Origin of the sequence: Vibrio sp. St2 (genome assembly GCF_947311885.1) — a bacterium.
In the GTDB taxonomy this organism is placed as follows: domain Bacteria; phylum Pseudomonadota; class Gammaproteobacteria; order Enterobacterales; family Vibrionaceae; genus Vibrio; species Vibrio coralliilyticus.
In genome coordinates, this window is the sequence record NZ_CAMZNA010000018.1 from 1 (window position 1) to 19,962 (window position 19,962).

A 19,962-nucleotide genomic window follows, 5' to 3' on the forward strand; every position below is an offset into this window, starting at 1 on the left:
GAACTCAGAAGTGAAACGCAATAGCGCCGATGGTAGTGTGGGGCTTCCCCATGTGAGAGTAGGACATCGCCAGGCTTTAAATTTAGACTTAGAGTCTAACCAGTGCGGAGCGGTAGTTCAGTTGGTTAGAATACCGGCCTGTCACGCCGGGGGTCGCGGGTTCGAGTCCCGTCCGCTCCGCCACTTATTTAGAAAAAGCCCTAACAGCGATGTTAGGGCTTTTTCGTATCTGCAGTATTATTACTGGTCTGTGACCAACGAGTCCCAGCAGTCCATAACCCTGAACTAAGTCTCTCCACCGCTGTTAGCTACTTATTAAGAATCCCAGTCCAAGGACAGGTTTTTGTTGTTTAAGGGTAAAACTATTCTCTTGCAGAGAATGAACTCAATTTGATCACAAGAAGACCGCTCGCTGCCTACACTTATTCTAGACCTCGGCAGCCATGATAGGGCCTCTTTGTTTGTACGAAGTTGTCGCTTGCAACTAACAAGTACCGAACGTATTCGAGTCCAACTACCCACAAAGCTGAGCTACTACTTATATAGAGATACTGTCCCCCGGCTGGGCTTTATTGTTGGTGTGTGCATCGTTTCTTTAGAGAACAAATCACATAATGATTGGCCCGTCTGATCGGGTGCGGAATACTAAGGAAGTCTAGGAATTGGTATCCATGACGACGATTTCTAAGGTATTAAACTGGCAACTTGGTAGGTTTAGAGGCTGGTCAGTTTCGATCCATTACGGGCAAGCGGGAGTGTAGTGAGGTTTAGTTATTTAGGTAACAAAAAGCCGACCTGACGGTCGGCTTAGTTAGTAGAGATTAACTTTTTACGCTTGGACTAAAGTGAGTGCTTTCTTCGACACCTCATGAGCGGCTTTGGTCATATTCTGTTTCTCTAGTGCATCAGCTAAATAAGAGTAATCAGATACGCTGGAACGGACTGACAGCGCTTTTTCTAAATGTTGTTGCGCCTCAGACCAGTTTTCATTTCTTAAGTGGAACTGGGCAAGTGCACTGTGCGCTGGGGCATTGTTACCGTCTTTTCTTAGCACGTCTTCTAGGAACACAACGGCAGGATGATCGTCGGCTAGATTCATATCAGGCAGCAATGCGTAGAGGTCTGAATCTGGATGCTTTTTGAGATTCTCTTTGACTAGCGTAAAGGCCTCACTGTCTGCTTTACGAGCCATAAGCTGCTTGGCAAAGCACTCGACTAAATGAACATCGCTTTTTAATTTGCGGGTAAGGCTATTCCAATGAGCGATCAGCCCTTCACTGCCTTTTTGCTCTGCTACTTCTTCTAACAAACCGCATTGAGCACGTTGGGTTAGCTGAGTATGCTCATCTTTAGTGATGATTTTGCTTTTCACCAGTGTGGATAAGATATTCAGTAGCGGTTGCCACATCTTAAGCTCAATGTAGACATTTTTTAGCAGATTAAGAACGATGCGATTATTTGGGTAGCTGGATTTCAACTGAGATAACGTCTCAAATGCCGCAGTGTAATTTGCTTCTCTGACTTGCTGCTTGGCTCTCGTAAGCTCAACCGCCAATAGAGCATTTTCCTGCTCAGATGCCAGTTTAAGATAGTGGTCACGCTTTTCATTGTCTCCCAGTCCTTGCGCTGCTTCTGAAGCGACTAGGTAACACAGTAGCGGCATATCATGATGATTTGCCCAGCGAGTGACTTTTTTTTCTGCCAGTTTGAAGTCACCTTCAAGCAACTTGATGATACCTTCATTGGTATAGCGGCGAGAGCGACGCATTTTACGCACACTGAAGTAATTCAAGGTTGCCGAGCTGGCATAGAGAGTTTTCTTGATCAGAAACTCCAGGCCAAAAAGCGCAGCCAAGGTCGCAATAACAAATATCACCAAGGTAGTGACACTCATTTCGATGGTTTTATCTGCAATCGAGATCAGTACGTAGCCCTGCTGGCCAGCATATTGGGTTCCGGTAAACAGCCCAGCCCCTAAGACGACGAAGAGAAAAATGATTCTGAACATTATTTCTCCTCCGTAACCAGAGTGGTCACTTCACGGCGCAGGCGGTCACGAATAACGTCGGACAGAATTTGCTGTGTTTCAAGTTTCACCGGGTAGTCGACTTGTACATTCTGCTTGCTTAGCATTTCCAGAGTTTTATTGAACTCGATAACGGTGTTGACGTCTTGGTTGAAGAATGAACTCGACCATTTGTCGGCAGTTGTTAATGCTGTTTGATAAATATCTTGCTGCTCAACGTACACCGCTTTAATCGCCGTTTCTAATTTGGCTTTAATGTTTTCTTTAAGATAGAAATGTTGCTCTGGCGATAACAGAGGGATGACATTGCCATCTCGAGTACGGAAGGTAATGAAATTCTCCGAAAAGTCTTTGAGTGAAGTCATCAAGTTATTTTTCCAGTCATAGATGTCTTCGGAGACCTGTTGCTCTTTCTGCTCTGGCGCCTCAGGAAGAATGGCATTGGCTAACGGAAGGCTGTCAACTTGCTGTTGTAGTGCTGTTAATCTGAGAACAAGACCCTCGCGGTCGATAATAGGCACAGATTTAAGCTTCGTAATGTCATTGGCCATTGATTTACGTAACGGCACCAAGCTTGGGTCGTTTAACGCCGCGATGCGCTGATCGGCGCTTTCCATCAGTTTGGTGGCGCTGACGGCATCATGTTCGAGAAACAGCTTTCGGCCCGCCAATTTCACTAGATAATCTGCTTCTGCTAATAGCCAGTCGTTCGGGCGACGACCTTTTACATCAGCAATCGCAAGCTGCAAGCTTTCAATGCTTTTTTGCTGCTGTGATAAAACAGTTTCTGTCTTGTGAGTGATCTCGGTGGCTTTAGCTAACGTTGCTTGCTGGGTTGCAGTTAAATCCTGCTGAACAGAAGCGGTAGTTTGTTCCAGTTGCTTTTGCAGTGCTTCAATTTGAGATTGATATTGAGCATTTTGTTGCTGCATCTGGAATGTTAAACCGCCACCAACTATCAGTGAAATTACGATCGCGACAGCACCGACTTTAACCCCGCGCTTAGCATTTTTTTCTTGTTTGGCAGTGTCTGGTGACGCTGTAGGCTCAGACTTTTTAGCGGAAGATGTAGAGGGAGATTCAGACGCATTAGAAGTATTCTTGGAAGACTCTTTAGTCTCAGCAGATGACGCTGTTTCTTGGTCTTTCTCAGGTTCAATGTGGTCGTTTTTATTTTTACTTGTCATTGCTATTGTCCTGTTTCACTTTGGCCGGAGAGTAGCCAGTAAATCCTTATTGGAAGCGCTTCCTGTGTTGGTTATATGAAGAAAACCCATTTGTTGCGCTTCATTTGCGATACGTGCACTCGGTACATAAAGTTGAAGCCCGAATGCCCAGTTCAATTGCGCTTGTGTAAGCTGTGATACAAAGTAACTCAGCTGACCTGAACTGGTGATGACTAACTGTTGAATATGTTTATCCTGCCAGAAAGGTACGAATAAATCTGAGTCGAAAGCAAGGTTTTCTCGTTTGTATACTTCAAGATAACTGACCTGAGCGCCTCGAGATCTAAGTGTCTCGAATATTAGCTCTCGGCCACCATTGCCTCGTAGGATAACGACCTTTTTGTCTTTGACTTTTTTTAGTATGTCCAGCTCGAGCAAATGCTCGCTGTCACCAACGTCGGGGTAGTGTACTTTTTGCTGACTGAGTTTGCTTAAAACATGTGCAGTTTTTTGACCGACGGCAATGTAGGTGGCTGTTTGCGGCCATTCTTGCTGAGACGTAAAGGCTTGTTGTGTGAGCGTTACCGCATGTTGACTGACGGCAAGAATACAGTCGAACTGATTAAGCTGAGTGGCAATGCCGGAGAGATCTTTCCCCGGCAGGATTTCGATAAGAGGCTGATGAAGCGCGCAGGTACCGGCGCTGTTGAGTTGTTGGCAGAGTGAGCGGCCTTGTTCACCTGGCCGGGTAACCAACACCGCCATGGAGTTACTCGTGATCCGCGTACAGTCTGGTTAGAATATCGCGTGCACCATCATCCAACAGTTGGTTGGCTAATGTCACCCCAAGTTTCTCTGCGTCGGCGCGCGATCCTTTGATTTCGCCACGCACAATCTTTGAGCCGTCAGGTTCGCCGACAAGTGCACGCAACCAGATGTCATCACCATCCAGCAGGGAGTAACTGCCAATAGGTACCTGACAACCTCCTTCCAAGGTTAAGTTCATTGCGCGCTCACACAATACGCGGTCAGCGGTATCTTTATGGTTGAGTGGTTCAAGTAGCTTGATAAGACGTTCATCATCTAGACGACATTCAATGCCGACTGCCCCTTGACCGACAGCAGGCAGAGACTGCTCAGGCTCAATAAAACTGCGAATGCGCTCTTCTAGCTCTAGGCGTTTCAAGCCTGCCGCAGCAAGGATGATGGCATCATATTCGCCAGCATCGAGTTTACCTAAACGCGTACCGACGTTGCCGCGTAGCTCCTTAATGACTAGATCTGGGCGGTATTCCTTGATCTGACATTGACGGCGCAGACTGCAAGTGCCGACAACCGCACCTTGTGGCAGTTCGTCAATGTTCGCGTAGGTATTAGAAACGAAAGCGTCACGAGGATCTTCACGCTCACAAATCGTAACCAGCCCTAGGCCTTCTGGAAAATCAACAGGCACATCTTTCATTGAGTGAACTGCCAAATCTGCGCGTCCTTCCAGCATAGCGACTTCGAGCTCTTTTACGAACAAACCTTTACCGCCGACTTTTGCTAATGGAGTGTCAAGAATGACATCGCCTTTCGTCACCATAGTTACAAGCTCCACTTCTAAACCAGGGTGTGCTGCTTGAAGGGCATCTCGTACGTAGTAGGCTTGCCAAAGAGCAAGAGGGCTTTTGCGTGTTGCAATTCGAATAGGAGTCGATTGTGTCATGATGGTCTTTGAATAACAGTTCAGATGGGCTAATCCTACCATTCTCCATGAAAAAGTCTTACTGCTAGATCATCTCGATGAATGCCAGACATCGGGCTAGCAGAAATTATTCAAAATAGTGTGATGAGTATCTCGTTTGTAAAATGGGCTATTATTACAAAAGGCGGATACGTACCACACTATGTCGCGAGCATATTGATTAACAAAACAATGTCGATTCGATCGTACATTTCTTTACCAATCGAAATAAAAGTGTTAAATTGATCACGTTTTGTTAGTGCTTTAGAACAATTTGTCGTCAGGGCACAGTTAGGAATCAACCAAGGAATCACCCTTGCAGGCTTATACAAAGACGCTTATTCAGAGACTTGATAACCTAAACCAGCAGCGTATTGAGCGCGCGCTGGCTCTTATGGATTTGCAAAGTCAGCGTGTTTTCCATCTGATTCCTACCCTTCTTCACTTCAACCACCCAGTCATCCCCGGCTATTACGATTCTCAAGTTCCTTTTGGTGTATACGGTCTCGAATTCAATGACGTGCAACAGCAGTTTGTTGAAGATACTGAACTGACGATAGGTCAGTCGCTTCGTACCTGTGCAGAGCCGGCCATTCTCGGCTTGTATACCATGGGTAGTACTTCGTCGATTGGACAGAGTACCTCAAGTGATCTTGATATCTGGGTGTGTGTCTCGCCATCAATGAGCTGTGAAGAAAGAGAGTGCCTGACCAATAAGTGTTTGTTGATTACCGATTGGGCTCAGACTCAAGGCGTTGAGGCGAATTTCTTCCTGATGGATGAAGAGCGTTTTCGCACCAATCGTTCAGAAGAAATGACCGGTGACAACTGTGGCTCGTCCCAACACTTATTACTATTAGATGAATTCTATCGCTCTGCCGTTCGTCTGGCTGGTCAGCGTTTGCTGTGGCAAATCGTGCCGCCTGAGATGGAAGAGTGCTACGACGAATACGTTCGTGATTTATGCAGCCAAGGCTACATTGATTGCTCGCAGTGGATTGACTTTGGTCAGCTGAACCGCATTCCAGCCGAAGAGTATTTTGGTTCGAACTTGTGGCAGTTGTATAAGAGTATCGATTCACCTTACAAGTCGGTGCTAAAAGCTATCCTACTTGAAGCGTATTCGTGGGAGTACCCACATACCCAACTGCTTAGCATTGATACTAAGCGTCGATTCTTTGCCCATGAGCCTGATCTTTATGGCATGGATGCGTACTACTTGATGCTAGAAAAGGTAACACGTTACCTTGAGCGTATTGGCGACCACACCCGCCTTGATCTGGTGCGCCGCTGTTTCTATCTCAAAACGCACGAGAAGCTGTCCCGTGAGCCTGGCATTGGCTCTGTTGCTTGGCGCCGTGAGGCAATGAGTGACATGATCCAGAAATGGAACTGGGACCACTCAGTGCTGGTTGAGCTAGACGACCGCCGTAACTGGAAGGTTGAGCAGGTTAAAGTGGTTCACCATGCTTTGCTTGATGCACTGATGCTGAGCTATCGTAATCTGATTCAGTTTGCGCGCCGTAACGACATTACTTCTGCCATCAGTCCGCAGGACATCAGTATCTTGGCGCGTAAGCTCTATGCGGCGTTTGAGGTGTTGCCGGGTAAGGTGACGTTGCTCAATCCACAAATTTCGCCAGATTTGCATGAATCTGACTTGAGCTTTATTGAAGTGAGACCAGGTCGTACAAACCGAGCCGGCTGGTACCTCTATAAGCAACCTCTTCAGCCAGATCGCATTCTTGGTCAGCCATTCTTAGAGCACAATGAATACCTGAGTAAGTTGGTCGCTTGGTCATTCTTCAATGGTCTAATTACAGAATCGACGCGTCTGCACTCGGTAGTTCGTGATGCTCATCTGGATATCGATAAGTTCTATCAGATGGTCAGTGATTTGCGTAATACCTTCTCATTGCGTAAGCGCCGCCCAACTATGCAGGCATTGGCGAGTCCTTGTGAAATCAGCCAACTGGCGATGTTCATCAACTTTGAAGATGATCCAACGGCTGAGCTGAGTGGTCGCGCGCTGAAAGTGGATCTGAAAACTACCGATATTTTTAGTTTTGGCTCAAAGCAGACTTGCTTGGTTGGCAGTGTGGATTTGGTTTATCGCAATTCTTGGCATGAAGTGCGTACGCTGCATTTCCGAGGTGAAACGGCGATGCTGGATGCACTGAAGACCATTCTGGGTAAGATGCACCAAGATGCGTTGCCACCTGAGTCGGTAGACGTGTTCTGCTACAGTAAAAACCTGCGTGGCGTGATGCGCAATATGGTGTATCAGCTTTTAGCGGAATGCATTGATTTGCGCCTTAAGCCGATTGAGCAAGAGAAGCGTCGCCGCTTTAAAGCGCTGCGTATTGCTCAGCAAACGTATGGTTTGTTCTTTGAGCGCCGCGGTGTGTCTGTACAGATGTTGGAAAACTCGGTCGATTTCTACCGCAGCATCTCGACCAGTAAACTCAAAGGTTCGCCACTGCTGATGCTGGACAAGGAACAAGACTACCAGCTGCCAGAAATTGTCGACAGCTTTGCCAGTGAAGGTCTGATCCAGTTCTTCTTTGAAGATTCAGAGCAAGGCTTCAACATCTATGTACTGGATGAAGCAAACCGTGTTGAGGTGTACCACCAGTTCAGTGGCATGAAAGATGAGATGATTGCCAGCGTGAACAGCTTCTATACGTCGGTTAAAGATGATAACCAAATGTCGACTCAGTTTATTAACTTCAACCTGCCGCAGTACTATCAAATCGTTCACCCTGCAGAAGGTGACTCTTACATCGTGCCATATCGTAATGATGGCGCGAACTATTCCAAGCCAAGTCGGGCCGTGAATGCGTAAGTCGAAGCAATAAAAAAGAGCACTTAAGGTGCTCTTTTTTTGTATCTGAGTTTTACGGGGCACTACACCCATTCAATCTCTTCATCCGAATGCTTTTCGCATTCTTGCTTAACCATCGCAATCAGCTCGATACCCGTTTTTGAACAGGTCCACTGTTCCTCGACCATAGCGAAGTGGAAACCGCCAGACTTAGATGCCAGCCAGATTTCCTTCATCGGCTCCTGACGGTTAATAATGATTTGGCTGCGGTCTTCAAACTCTAGGGTCATGACATTACCGGAAGTTTCGTAATCAATGTCCGCGCCTGAATCATCAATCATTTCTTCGATGATTTGCATTTGAACATCTGCCAGCTGATGAAATTCAGTCTCGTTCATCCTGTTATCCTATTGCTTTTCCTGAGTGTGGTGCGATTATAGGGGGCATTGAAAGATTAATCACGACACAACCCATGAAAAAATCACTAATCGCTCTGTTTCTTTTATCCGTTCTTGGTTTGGCTGGCTGCGGTCAGACAGGTCCTCTCTACATGCCTGAAGATGCATCTCAGAATGAGCAGCCTTCACAACAATAAATAATGACATAAGGGATAGCACTTTGGATTACTTCAACTATCAGGATGATGGCCAACTTTGGGCCGAAGATGTTCCACTGACAGACTTAGCAGAGCAATTTGGAACGCCACTTTACGTATATTCCCGCGCGACGTTTGAGCGCCATTGGAATGCTTTCGATAAATCCGTTGGTGAGCACCCACACTTGGTGTGTTATGCCGTAAAAGCGAACTCGAATCTGGGTGTGCTTAATACACTGGCTCGCCTTGGATCTGGCTTCGACATTGTTTCTGGTGGTGAACTGGAGCGTGTTATTGCAGCAGGCGGTGAAGCGAGCAAAGTCGTTTTTTCGGGTGTTGGCAAAACGGCGCCTGAAATGAAACGTGCCCTTGAACTGGGTATCAAGTGTTTCAATGTGGAATCTGAGCCAGAGCTAGAGCGCCTTAATAAGGTCGCAGGTGAGTTAGGCGTTAAAGCGCCAATCTCACTGCGTATCAATCCAGACGTTGATGCCAATACGCACCCTTATATCTCAACGGGTCTGCGTGATAACAAGTTTGGTATTGCTTTTGACCGTGCACCTGCGGTGTACCAGTTTGCGCAAGGTCTTGAAAACTTAACGATCAAAGGCATCGACTGTCACATTGGTTCTCAGCTGACGGACATCGAACCGTTTATTGATGCCACTGACCGCTTGCTGGCACTGATTGATGACTTGAAAGCGCAAGGTATCAATATTGAACACCTTGATGTGGGTGGTGGTCTGGGTGTTGTTTACCGTGACGAACTGCCGCCTGAGCCATCTGAATATGCTAAGGCACTGCTTGGTAGACTGGAAAATCACCAAGATCTGGAACTGATTTTTGAACCAGGCCGCGCAATCGCTGCTAATGCCGGTGTATTGCTGACCAAGGTTGAGTTCCTAAAACATACTGAGCACAAAAACTTCGCCATTATCGATGCTGCAATGAATGATCTGATGCGCCCAGCACTATATCAAGCATGGCAAGACATCGTGCCGGTTAACCCACGTGAAGGTGAGTCAGTGACATACGATCTGGTTGGCCCAATTTGTGAAACGGGCGATTTCCTTGGTAAGGACCGTGCTTTGGTATTGCAGGAAAATGACCTGCTTGCGGTTCGTTCAGCAGGTGCGTATGGCTTTGTGATGTCGTCGAACTACAATACTCGTACTCGTGTCGCTGAAGTGATGGTCGATGGCAATAAAGCGCATTTGGTACGCCAGCGTGAAGAGCTGTCGAGCCTGTGGGCCCTAGAAAACATTCTTCCGGAGTAATTGGAGTCTTATGCATTTCCATTTTTCTAAAATGCATGGTTTGGGTAATGACTTCATGGTCGTCGACTGCATTACTCAGAACATTTTCTTTTCTCCTGACTTGATCCGCCGTCTGGCGGATCGTCATACAGGAGTTGGTTTTGACCAATTGTTGGTGGTTGAAGCCCCTTACGATCCCGAAACCGATTTCCACTATCGCATTTTCAATGCCGATGGCAGCGAAGTGGAGCAGTGCGGTAATGGTGCCCGTTGTTTTGCCCGTTTTGTGCGCATGAAAGGCCTGACTAATAAATACAGCATCAGTGTCAGCACCAAGAAAGGCAAAATGATTCTCAGTATTGAGGAAGACGATCAGGTTACCGTCAATATGGGTGTACCGGAATTTGAGCCGAATAAGATCCCATTCAAAGCCAAGCAAACAGAGAAGACTTACATCTTACGTGCTGAAGAAAAGACCTTGTTCTGCGGCGCGGTGAGCATGGGTAATCCGCATGTTGTGACGGTCGTAGACGATACACAAACTGCCGACGTTGATACGTTAGGCCCGCTGCTGGAATCTCATGAGCGTTTCCCTGAGCGAGTGAACGCTGGCTTTATGCAGGTATTAAGCCGCAACGAAGTGAATCTGAGAGTCTACGAGCGTGGTGCTGGGGAAACTCAGGCATGTGGCAGTGGTGCTTGTGGTGCGGTTGCAGTGGGTATCGTGCAAGAACTGTTGGATGAGAAAGTCACAGTGAACCTGCCTGGCGGCTCATTGAAAATCAGCTGGCAAGGACCGGGTAAACCGCTTTACATGACTGGCCCCGCCACTCATGTGTTCGATGGTCAGCTAAGCTGTTAAGAAGAAAATAAATAAAGGAACGAACGTGTCGCAGATTGAAGCTGATGCGCTGACAGCTGAGGTTGTCGCGGAATACTTGCGTGATAACCCAGATTTTTTTAGTACCCGAAGTGATTTAGTCGACCGTCTTGCATTGCCTCATAAAGAGCAGGGCGCGGTGTCGCTGGTTCATGTTCAAATGACCAGACAACGCCAGCGTATTGAAGAGCTGGAAGAAGAGATAACCACTCTGATGTCGTTGGCGAAAAACAACGATCGTACTTTTCATGAGTTTATGAGTTTGCAGGAACATGTCCTGACTTGTGATGCCTTGTTGCCTGCGGTCAAAGCCGTCGAAGAGATGGCTAAGTCTCTCGGGCTGGTGGCGTATGTACGTTTGCTCGACAGTGAGTCAGCGTATTACTCACTCGATAAAGATAATTACCAACGTTTTGCGACCAATCACCTCAATGGTAAGAGTGCTTACTTAGGACGAATGCGTAAGGCGGATCGAGAACTGCTGTTTGGTGACAACACGCGAGCACCTGAGATGGGCTCTTATGTGGTGTTACCGCTGCACAAGCAGTCCCTGCAAGGCATTCTGGCTTTTTCCAGCAGTGATGGTGGGCACTTTCAGCCGCATATGGACACCTTATTCTTGCGCCATCTTGCACTGGTGCTTTCCCACTTGATTGAAACCCTTCCATGGCAAAGTGATGACCATGAGCGAATCAGTAATACCTCTGCCTAACGGACTACAAAGCCCTCTCAATCGTTTCTATGAGTACTTGAGAAGCGAGAAAGGGCTTAGCCTGCACACTCAACGTAATTACAAACAACAACTGGAAACCATGGCTCAACACTTGGTGACTATGGGCTTGAAAGATTGGTCTCAGGTTGACGCAGCTTGGGTGCGTCAACTGGCGAGTAAAGGTATGCGTGATGGCATGAAAGCCAGCAGCCTTGCGACTCGATTATCTGCATTACGGAGTTTCTTTGATTTTCTGATCTTGCGAGGAGAGTTAACCGCAAACCCTGCCAAGGGTGTGTCTGCTCCGCGGAAGAAAAGGCCTTTACCCAAAAACCTCGACGTGGATGAAGTCGGTCAGTTACTCGAAGTTAACGAAGATGATCCGTTGGCGATACGTGACCGCGCCATGATGGAACTGATGTATGGTGCGGGGCTGCGACTGGCGGAAATGGTCAGTGTCGATGTGCGTGATGTGAGCCTGTCTTCCGGAGAGATCCGAGTGGTGGGTAAAGGTGACAAGGAACGTAAGGTACCTTTTGCTGGCATGGCGGAGGAATGGGTCGCCAAATGGCTTAAAGTTCGTGGTGCGCTAGCCAATACCGATGAGCCGGCGTTGTTTGTGTCTAAACTTGGAGTACGGATTTCGCACCGTAACGTACAAAAGCGTATGGCCGAATGGGGACAAAAACAGTCGGTTGCTAGTCACATTAGTCCGCACAAGCTACGTCATTCGTTTGCGACCCACATGCTGGAGTCGAGCAACAACCTTAGAGCCGTTCAAGAGTTGCTGGGTCATGAGAATATCTCCACCACTCAAATCTATACACACTTGGATTTTCAGCATCTTGCTGACGTTTACGACCAAGCTCACCCCAGAGCTAAAAAGAAAGAGAGTGACTGATGCACTTCTATCGCCAGCTACCAGTCATTGAAGCAATGACGTTCGATCTTGATGATACCTTGTACGACAACCGCCCAGTGATCCGCAGGGTGGAGGCGCAGGTGGTGTCTTGGCTACACAAACACCACCCGATGTCTGCGAGTAAACCACTGAGCTGGTGGCATGAGTTAAAGATGGAATTGGCCGCCGCTGACCGCTGGCTGACCAATGACATGACGCTATGGCGGCGAACTCAGATAGAGCAAGGTCTTTATCGCCTTGGCTATGAGCAAGAGGACGCCAAATACGCCGCTGAGCAGGCGATTCAGGAAGTGCTGCGGCTACGCAGTGATTTTACTGTACCTGAACAAACGCATCAGGTTATGCAGAAGCTTGCTGAGCAAATGCCATTAGTTGCGATCACCAATGGCAATGTGGATGCCGAAAGAATCGGCCTAGCAAAATATTTTTCTTTGATCCTGCAATCGGGGCCAGATGGCTACGCTAAACCACACCCACAGATGTTCGATAAAGCCATCAGCCATCTGCAGTGCTCGGCCCACAACATCTTGCATGTTGGCGATCATCTGATTAGTGATGTCAGAGGTGCCAAGAATTGTGGCTTGTCGGCGTGTTGGTTTAACGATCAGGGCGCGAGTTTAATCCAGCACCGTAGAGCCCGAACACTGCCTGACATTGAAGTGTCCTGTTTACAGGAATTGCTGTTACTGATTGAGAACTAAGTTACGCCTTGATAGACAAGGACTTTTCATTTGTACAGTCATCAATTAGGTTAGAGTTAGTACACAAAACATAACGTCTTAGGCCGATTGCATGCATACCTATTCTGCTCTTATCAGAGATGAACAACAGCTCACCCGCTTTCTTGGTTCCTTGTCTGATGACGCATCGCAATCGGTTTTGATTCAATTATTGTCATCGCAAGATGAACGCCAGATCCGCAGTTACGCTCAGCTGATTGAAGAGCGTTTACCTGAGGCCAAAATTATTGGTCACAGTACCCGCCATGTTATCCATCAGGGAGATATTCACCATCACAGTACGTTGATTGCGGTATCGGTCTTCTGTTGCACTCAATTGAGTGCTGCCCATGTTCCTCTGCAAGGTCACCCAGATAACGAAGCGGCTTCTCTAACCGAGCAACTAGAACTCAATGAGCAGAGTAAGCTCATCATCAGCTTTTCCCAGTTGACGAACGGTCGTGACTACAACCTGTACTTGGCACTCAATCCCATAGCTGATGTGCCAGTGTGTGGTGGCCTGGCAGCCAGCGTTGACGGCCAGCCTGCTTGGTTACTGCTTGGCACTGATATTCATCATGATTCTTCAATCGCCGTTGCCTTACATGGTGAATCACTCTCAGTATGGCGCAGCGCGTTTGCTGAATGGAACCCGATTGGCAGCCCACTGCGCGTGACCGCTGTGAGTGGCAATAAGCTGATATCGCTCAATCATGAACCTGCTTACGATGTGTTTCGCCAGCGTTTAGCTGATGGCAAAGCACTGACGCTGGAACAAATGCTGAGCTTTCCACTGCAACGCGATAATCGTCAGCAGATCTGCGTGCCGAGTGAGCTGCATCCCGGCGGCGTGGTGGAGTTGGACAATCCCTTAGAGGTGGGAGATGAAGTACGAATTTGCTACAACCACCCGTCAGTGACTCTAGAGCAAGTCAGGCACAATACCGCTCAACTGGCGCAGTACAATCCAGAAGCGGTGTTTATCTACAATTGCGAATCTCGCCTTGAGTTCATTGAAGGTACCAGTGAAATAAAGCCGTTTGATCGTTTCGAATCTTGTATCGGTTCCTACTGCATGGGGGAGCTGTATCGCAATGAACAGCAGGAAGTTTTGCATCACAGTATGACTTACGTGGCATTGAGTGAAAATGATCGTCAGCCTTTGCAACACCAGTTACAGGAAGAGTACCCGATTTCACCTTTGTTTCACCTGATCCGTCACTCAATCGAAGAGTTGGATGAGACACGTAAACAGATTGAAGAAAAGCTTGCCCGCCAAACGGAAAAACTGATAGAGAGCTATCGTTACGATAAGCATACGGGGCTGAAGAATCGGGCGGCATTGCAGGAGGAGGTGAGAGGAGCTGATGCCAATACGCACCTGATCACCTTGAAGCTGTCTAACTTCCATCAGGTTAACGAGAAATATGGCTATCAGGTGGCGGACGAGCTAATCCGCGATCTGACGGACCTGTTTGTCGTTCAGCTTGAAACACATCGTGGTGAGGCAGCGCTTCGTCAGTTGTACTACATCGGTATTGCCGAATGGGCCTTGGTCTTCAGTTCACAAGAGAGCAGCGAGCGCATTCGCCAAGAGTTTCTGCTGTTTGCCGATAAGATTGAGCACATCAATTTTGAGCCTTACGGTCTGCCAGAAGTGGATTACCTATCGGTGTCTGTTACGGGTGGGCTGGCCAGCATGAAGGACTTTCCGGATATTGAAGGGGAGGAGCTATTGCTGCGCGCGATTGATGCGAGACGTAAAGGTAAGGCGCACAACACCCATCTATATAATGCCAAAGACTGTGCGACAGGGATTGAAGCCCAACAAGAGCGATTGGCTCTGATGGGGTCAGTGAGCCGCGCGATATTAAATCAACGTATTTTGACCTTCAGCCAGCCGATTTTCGCGGCTCAATCTCATGAAATGGTGTCACAGGAGTGCCTGGTTCGCATTGAAGATGAAGGCGAAATTATCGCCCCGGGGCGTTTTCTGCCCATCATTGAAGACACGCACCTGTATACCCGCCTAAATCGCTTTATGTTGAGTTCGACGTTGGCGTATATGGCGGACAAGGCTATGCCTTTTTCGATTAACCTATCGCCGCAAGATATGCTGAGTGATAAAACGCTCTATTTGCTTGAAGAGTCGATTGCTCGCCTTAATGATCCAAGTCGCCTCGGCCTGGAAGTGCTGGAGTCTGAGCAGATCAAAGACTTTTCAAGGATGACGGAAATCTGCGGACACTTTAAGGCGATGGGGGTTCGTCTGCTGGTGGATGATTTTGGTAGCGGTTATTCCAATATCGATCAGATTATTCGCCTTGAACCGGACATCATCAAGCTCGATGGCAGTTTGATCAAAACCATAGACACGGACCCGAAACAGCGCCAGATAACCGGGCAATTAGTCAAACTTTGCCAAGTACTCAACGCGAAAACGGTCGCTGAATTTGTTCACAACCAAGCGGTGTGTGAGATTGCGGAAGATTTAGGGGTCGACTATTTACAAGGTTTCTATCTGGGGGAGCCAACACGGCTATTTTAGCGCGTGCCCGCTTTTATCCGCCTGAAATGCTCTCATGTAGTGACCGAGAAACTGCCGTAAATGCTCTGCTTGTGATTCTTGGCCTAAAGAAGCGATGATTTCTGCCCCCACCTCCAGTGTGCATAAATGACCCTCATCTTGATTACGTCTCAGCTGATAGTTGGATGTAGAAGCTGGCGCTAAGTGCACTTTGGGAAGTACTTGAAGCCAAGGGCTTTTACGCAGCATTTTCCTCGCTTCTTGCCAAGTCCCGTCAAGGATGATGAACAAAGGCTTGCGTGTATTCTGCTCTGCGTGCGGAGTCATCTGCTTGATGGGCAGGCTATCCTCACCAGGAAACAACAGCAGCGGTTGATAACCCTCATGGTTGACTAGTCGAGCCAGTTCGGAGCAGGGCTGTTTGCGTTGCCAGATATGTCGACTGCTAGGATGGACTGTTTTCAGTAGCCACTGCCCAGTGTTGGTTTCCCGCTGACACTCATTTTCATGCATCAAGATAGCCAGATGTGCAGGCACATTGATGTTAGGTAAGTACTCACAAACACAGTTGTGATTCAGCAAACAGTTTGGGCAGGGGCTTGAAGTCGACATCTTACAGCGTGACGCCTCCCTGGTGAGGAGTCAGGCCATCAGAAAACAGTTGAACTGGGCTGATTTCATCGTAGTTTGCCACGGGCGCGACACTTGGGTTGAGGGGGTAGTGCGTACCGTTAAATTGCAAAGTGTGCTGGTTGGGTACTGCGCCGCCACCGCTGACAAACATCACCAGATTGCGCCAATTTTGATGAAATTGGGTCCCCAAGTTTAAAGGCGTTTGCACCAATGTAATCCGGCTATTGAATTGCCATTTCTGATCCACATTGTCGAAAATCAGCAAGGTGCAACCACCAGAACCGCACCAGTCGAGCTGAGCCAGCAATTCCTTGTTGCCATCGCCATTAAGGTCGTACGTCAGCCAGCGATAGCGCGTCCCAGTAGGATCCTGCTTCTCTCCCTTGAAGTAATCACGCAGAGCTTGATCAACTCGTGGGTTGAACTCAGCGCTCGACGGGACTTTGTTGCTGTCTGCCATGGCTTGTTGAGAAGAGAGAACATTCCCCGCTTTGTAAAGCGTGAGTCCGCCTTCAGCAATGTCATACACCACGCTGCCAACTTTTTCCTGCTTAGCAGTCAGGCTATGGTCTTTTTCGGTATACAGTCGCTCGGAGGTGAGAGGTTGGCCTTGTAAGTGTGTGCCAACCACCTGTACCTGATTTGGATTCAGTTGCTGCCAGAAACCTTTTTCAACCGTATCCGATCCTCCATTCTGATAGCTGTAAGTAGTGCTGGCTGTATGGTCTGGGTTCATTACTAGAGAAACACCAAAGTGAGCATTTTTGCTTGCTTGAGCCTGATAAGTCGCCGCCCAGCGTTGAGTCGTGTCTTGGTTTGATAGCGTCGCACAGCCACGATAGGTTTTATCACCGATTGTGAGGGTTGAGCTCCAACCATAAAGGCTATCACTCATACCATCACTGCAACTGCGCAGGTTGAGCTCTAGTTGGCCATTGCTGAATGTGTAGCGGCGGCGGTCTGCTTCAATCTTTGTTGTGGTCAGTTCAAGTTGTTGTGCTTCTTGGCCCATTTGGCTGAAATTAAGGGCGCTATCGGCAAATTGAACTGACCAGAATGGTTCGTTACCAAAGGCCTTCGTCGGTTGAACAGGCTGTGCGCAGCGTTGGGTATTTTCCGCTGTCAGTAAGTTGATCTTGTCGACCATGAAGCGTGCGGCGTAATCGGCAGCGAATCCTTGCTTGCCCGACGGCTCAAGGTGGCCAATTACTTCACCGTATAACGGCGCATAAGGGGAACGTACCAACTTCATCCCTTGCTGGAATCTATCTTCAGGTAGATCCAACCAATATTGCTGCTGGCTGCCACATGGCACAATTGAGCGTACCTCGTGACCAAGGATGACTTCACCGCGCATGACAAAAGTTTGAGGTTTGACTGAGGAAGGGTCATTCAGCGTTGCTTGGGGAGTGTGCGCTTGCTCTGAGCCGGATTGAAAACCGGAACAGGCCTGAAGGGCCAGTAAGATTGTCACTGCCACTGGGTTTCTTAACGCCTTCATGCTATATCTTCCTCATACTTAATCATTCGGACGTCATTATGGCATATTGGTTATTCAAAACAGAACCGGACACTTTCTCTATTGACACACTTCGTACACAAAATACTTCCTGCTGGGAAGGCGTACGTAATTATCAGGCGCGCAATATGATGCGAGATGAGGTCAAAGAGGGCGATTTGGTGCTGATTTACCACTCTTCATGCAAGAAGGTTGGAGTCGCTGGTATTGCGAAAGTAACCAAAGAGGCTTATCCCGATCATTTCGCCTTTGATCCTGAAAGTGACTATTTTGACCCGAAATCTTCACCGGACAACCCTCGCTGGGTGATGGTGGATATTGAGTTCGTCAGAAAGACGGAGCGGCTGATTCCTCTAACCGTCATGAAAGCGATGCCTGAGCTGGAAAACATGCCTTTGGTGAAGCGTGGCAATCGCCTGTCAATTATGCCGGTGAGTGAGCAGGAATGGCAGGCGATACTGGATAAAGAGAAATTACCGTCGTAAAGATACACTTATTTCTTAACGAATAGCATCAGAACAAGTGAGTATGTAGGTAGTGTGCCACCGCATCGTCAGCGTTACTGCCTATCACTTCATTATCTGGCAAGGCTTGTTTCACTTTGATATGTGAAGTTTCCATCACCAAGCCTTTGCCTGCCATGGACAACATTTCAACATCGTTCATCCCATCACCAAAAGCAATACAGTTTTCCAGCGTTAAATTGAGAGACTCAGCCACAACTTTAAGCGCTTCTCCTTTCGATACGTCAGCAGCCATCACTTCGAGACACCAAGGGGTGGAGAAAGCCACATTGAGCTGGTCACCAAACTTGTCATTCAGTTGTTCTTCAAACTTGACCAGATGGTCGTGATCTTTAGCTGGATGGGTAAAGAAGATTTTCGCTATTCCATCGGTTGGCGCCGCATCGCCATCAAAGCGTTGATAGGCGAAACCGGATTCACTGTGGAACTTCGCTAACATGTCGTCGTCTCTATCCAGCAGCCAACTATCATTCTGATACATATGGATAAAAATCTCAGGATCTTGTCTGATCACATCGATCACAGGTTGAACCAGATTTTGCGGTACATTGTTGCTGTACATCAAGTTGTCGTCTTGATCGTGAACTCGGGCACCGTTGGAGGTGATCATGTAAGCCGGGATACCCGCGAGTTGACGAATACCTGAAACATCAACGTGGTGACGACCGGTAGCAAAGATAAAGGTGTAGCCCTTCTGGTGCAGTTCGCTCAGCGTTTGCTTAGAGAAGTCACTCAGCTGGTGGCTAGGTGCCAGTAAAGTACCATCGAGATCGGAAGCTACCAGTTGGAAAGGAGTCTCTTTGCGTGTATCTGTCATATCACCCTCGTGCGTAATGCGTTGAACAGCCCGGAAAGGGCAGAGTGACTATTCTACTGGAACAGAAAGGGGAAAAAGAGGGTAAAAGTTACCCTCCAGCATTTCCTATTTTTATCAATACTGATTGAAGAAAGACAGTGTGGCATCCAGTGCTTGATCGCGATATTCGTCTTTTTCAAATAATACTTCGTGGCGCGAGCTATAAATGATCTTTAACGCGCACTGATAGTTGGTTTTAGCTAGTTTCTTGATGAATTTGAGCTGATCCTGATTGGAAACGATCTGGTCACTGCTGGCCTGAAGGAGTAACAATGGGACTTTTATCTGGCGCGTCATCAGGTGACATTTTCTGGCTGCCATTAATCCCTGCCACACCCAGCGTGTGCTGGCTCCGCCAATTTTCAGCTCTGGTCTCTGCTCATAGAGGTCACGAAACCAGTGATAGCGGATCTGGCTTTGAGTAAGGAAATTACCTTCAAATGGTTTTGGGTAATAGGGGGCCTGACCGGGGGCAAAAGTTGGCTTAGGCGCAAGCGCAGTCATGATTTGGCCAAGGGGTATTGCGATTGGTTTGAGATGCCAGGGCAGATTGACGCCAAACATTGGCGCGCTGAGTGACACCGCAGAAAATGAATGATCTGGATAGCTTTGTAGGTAACGAGTGGCGATATTGCCCCCCATTGAATGGCCGAGCAGGTAACGTTTATCGTAACCACTTAAGTCAAAATGTTGGATCAGACCATGTAAATCTTGCACATAGTCTTCGAAGTCCTCGACATAACCCATTTGCTGGTCTTCAATCAGTCGATCTGACAAGCCCTGACCTCGATGGTCGAAGGAGTAGATGTCATAGCCTTGTTGGAACAGGTCATAGAACAGTTCCTGATACTTCCAGGTGCATTCAATACGGCCATTGACCACGACGATCGCTTTGGTGTGCTCAGGAGAGGTCAGTTTCACCCAGAACAGCCGGGTCTTATCAAAGGACTTAAAGAAGCCTTCCTCACGAGAGCGCCACAATTGAGCAATATTGTTATTGATTGCTTGCTCAAAATTCGACTCTTGAGTATAAGGTGGATTAATGCTGGTGCTCGATTCATTCATGATATCGGGGCC

17 protein-coding genes, 1 tRNA gene and 1 pseudogene are annotated in these 19,962 nt (G+C 47.9%); 10 read left to right on the forward strand and 9 right to left on the reverse strand.

What is annotated here, in order from left to right; all coding sequences use genetic code 11:
• Positions 1–106: 106 nt before the first annotated feature.
• A tRNA-Asp gene (locus QMA41_RS24300) sits at positions 107–183 on the forward strand.
• A 646-nt stretch (positions 184–829) separates the two neighbouring features.
• Here the strand turns inward: QMA41_RS24300 and QMA41_RS24305 are convergent.
• The 4 genes from QMA41_RS24305 to hemC are packed head-to-tail and all read right to left on the reverse strand — an operon-like array spanning position 830 to position 4,900.
• Positions 830–2,008, reverse strand: a complete 1,179-nt coding sequence (locus QMA41_RS24305) for a heme biosynthesis HemY N-terminal domain-containing protein (protein WP_281630793.1) — start codon at positions 2,006–2,008, stop codon at positions 830–832.
• On the reverse strand, positions 2,008–3,213 hold the full coding sequence (locus tag QMA41_RS24310) for a uroporphyrinogen-III C-methyltransferase (RefSeq protein ID WP_281630794.1): 1,206 nt from the start codon (positions 3,211–3,213) through the stop codon (positions 2,008–2,010). The genes QMA41_RS24305 and QMA41_RS24310 overlap by 1 nt, the downstream gene beginning before the upstream one ends.
• A gap of 15 nt (positions 3,214–3,228) precedes the next feature.
• Positions 3,229–3,957: a uroporphyrinogen-III synthase gene (locus QMA41_RS24315; RefSeq protein ID WP_281630795.1), complete on the reverse strand. Its 729-nt coding sequence runs from the start codon at positions 3,955–3,957 to the stop codon at positions 3,229–3,231.
• A 4-nt stretch (positions 3,958–3,961) separates the two neighbouring features.
• On the reverse strand, positions 3,962–4,900 hold the full coding sequence (gene hemC, locus QMA41_RS24320) for a hydroxymethylbilane synthase (RefSeq protein ID WP_006957337.1): 939 nt from the start codon (positions 4,898–4,900) through the stop codon (positions 3,962–3,964).
• Between the two features lie 334 nt (positions 4,901–5,234).
• On the opposite strand from hemC, the gene QMA41_RS24325 reads away from it, so the two are divergent.
• Positions 5,235–7,763: a class I adenylate cyclase gene (locus tag QMA41_RS24325; protein ID WP_281630796.1), complete on the forward strand. Its 2,529-nt coding sequence runs from the start codon at positions 5,235–5,237 to the stop codon at positions 7,761–7,763.
• A 62-nt stretch (positions 7,764–7,825) separates the two neighbouring features.
• Here QMA41_RS24325 and cyaY read toward each other — a convergent pair whose 3' ends face one another.
• Entirely contained in the window at positions 7,826–8,140 is a 315-nt protein-coding gene (gene cyaY, locus QMA41_RS24330; protein WP_064489056.1) for an iron donor protein CyaY, read from the reverse strand.
• Here cyaY and QMA41_RS24335 point away from each other — a divergent pair.
• From QMA41_RS24335 to QMA41_RS24365, 7 genes and pseudogenes are all read left to right on the forward strand, one after another.
• Positions 8,120–8,337 (forward strand): annotated as a pseudogene (locus tag QMA41_RS24335) (lipoprotein). The gene cyaY and the pseudogene QMA41_RS24335 sit on opposite strands and share 21 nt — an antisense overlap.
• 23 nt (positions 8,338–8,360) lie before the next feature.
• The gene (gene lysA / locus QMA41_RS24340; protein WP_281630797.1) at positions 8,361–9,614 is read left to right on the forward strand and encodes a diaminopimelate decarboxylase; all 1,254 of its coding nucleotides are present in this window, start codon (positions 8,361–8,363) and stop codon (positions 9,612–9,614) included.
• 10 nt (positions 9,615–9,624) lie between these two features.
• Positions 9,625–10,455, forward strand: coding sequence for a diaminopimelate epimerase (gene dapF, locus QMA41_RS24345; RefSeq protein WP_006957331.1), 831 nt, complete (start codon positions 9,625–9,627; stop codon positions 10,453–10,455).
• A gap of 25 nt (positions 10,456–10,480) precedes the next feature.
• Complete coding sequence (locus QMA41_RS24350) at positions 10,481–11,185, forward strand: DUF484 family protein (RefSeq protein ID WP_006957330.1); 705 nt, start codon at positions 10,481–10,483, stop codon at positions 11,183–11,185.
• Positions 11,157–12,086, forward strand: coding sequence for a tyrosine recombinase XerC (xerC, locus tag QMA41_RS24355; RefSeq protein ID WP_006957329.1), 930 nt, complete (start codon positions 11,157–11,159; stop codon positions 12,084–12,086). The genes QMA41_RS24350 and xerC overlap by 29 nt, the downstream gene beginning before the upstream one ends.
• Positions 12,086–12,808, forward strand: a complete 723-nt coding sequence (gene yigB, locus QMA41_RS24360; RefSeq protein ID WP_281630798.1) for a 5-amino-6-(5-phospho-D-ribitylamino)uracil phosphatase YigB — start codon at positions 12,086–12,088, stop codon at positions 12,806–12,808. The genes xerC and yigB overlap by 1 nt, the downstream gene beginning before the upstream one ends.
• A 91-nt stretch (positions 12,809–12,899) precedes the next feature.
• Entirely contained in the window at positions 12,900–15,374 is a 2,475-nt protein-coding gene (locus tag QMA41_RS24365) for an EAL domain-containing protein (RefSeq protein ID WP_281630799.1), read from the forward strand.
• Here the strand turns inward: QMA41_RS24365 and QMA41_RS24370 are convergent.
• Positions 15,366–15,965, reverse strand: coding sequence for a DTW domain-containing protein (locus QMA41_RS24370; RefSeq protein WP_019274044.1), 600 nt, complete (start codon positions 15,963–15,965; stop codon positions 15,366–15,368). The two genes, QMA41_RS24365 and QMA41_RS24370, sit on opposite strands and share 9 nt — an antisense overlap.
• 1 nt (position 15,966) lies before the next feature.
• Positions 15,967–17,487: a hypothetical protein gene (locus QMA41_RS24375; RefSeq protein ID WP_281630800.1), complete on the reverse strand. Its 1,521-nt coding sequence runs from the start codon at positions 17,485–17,487 to the stop codon at positions 15,967–15,969.
• Between the two features lie 38 nt (positions 17,488–17,525).
• On the opposite strand from QMA41_RS24375, the gene QMA41_RS24380 reads away from it, so the two are divergent.
• A complete protein-coding gene (locus QMA41_RS24380) occupies positions 17,526–17,990 on the forward strand; it encodes an EVE domain-containing protein (protein WP_281630801.1) in 465 nt (154 codons plus the stop codon).
• Between the two features lie 28 nt (positions 17,991–18,018).
• Here the strand turns inward: QMA41_RS24380 and QMA41_RS24385 are convergent, their stop codons facing one another.
• Complete coding sequence (locus tag QMA41_RS24385) at positions 18,019–18,846, reverse strand: Cof-type HAD-IIB family hydrolase (protein ID WP_281630802.1); 828 nt, start codon at positions 18,844–18,846, stop codon at positions 18,019–18,021.
• Positions 18,847–18,960: 114 nt separating this feature from the next.
• Positions 18,961–19,950, reverse strand: coding sequence for an alpha/beta fold hydrolase (locus QMA41_RS24390; protein WP_038160666.1), 990 nt, complete (start codon positions 19,948–19,950; stop codon positions 18,961–18,963).
• Positions 19,951–19,962: the final 12 nt, after the last annotated feature.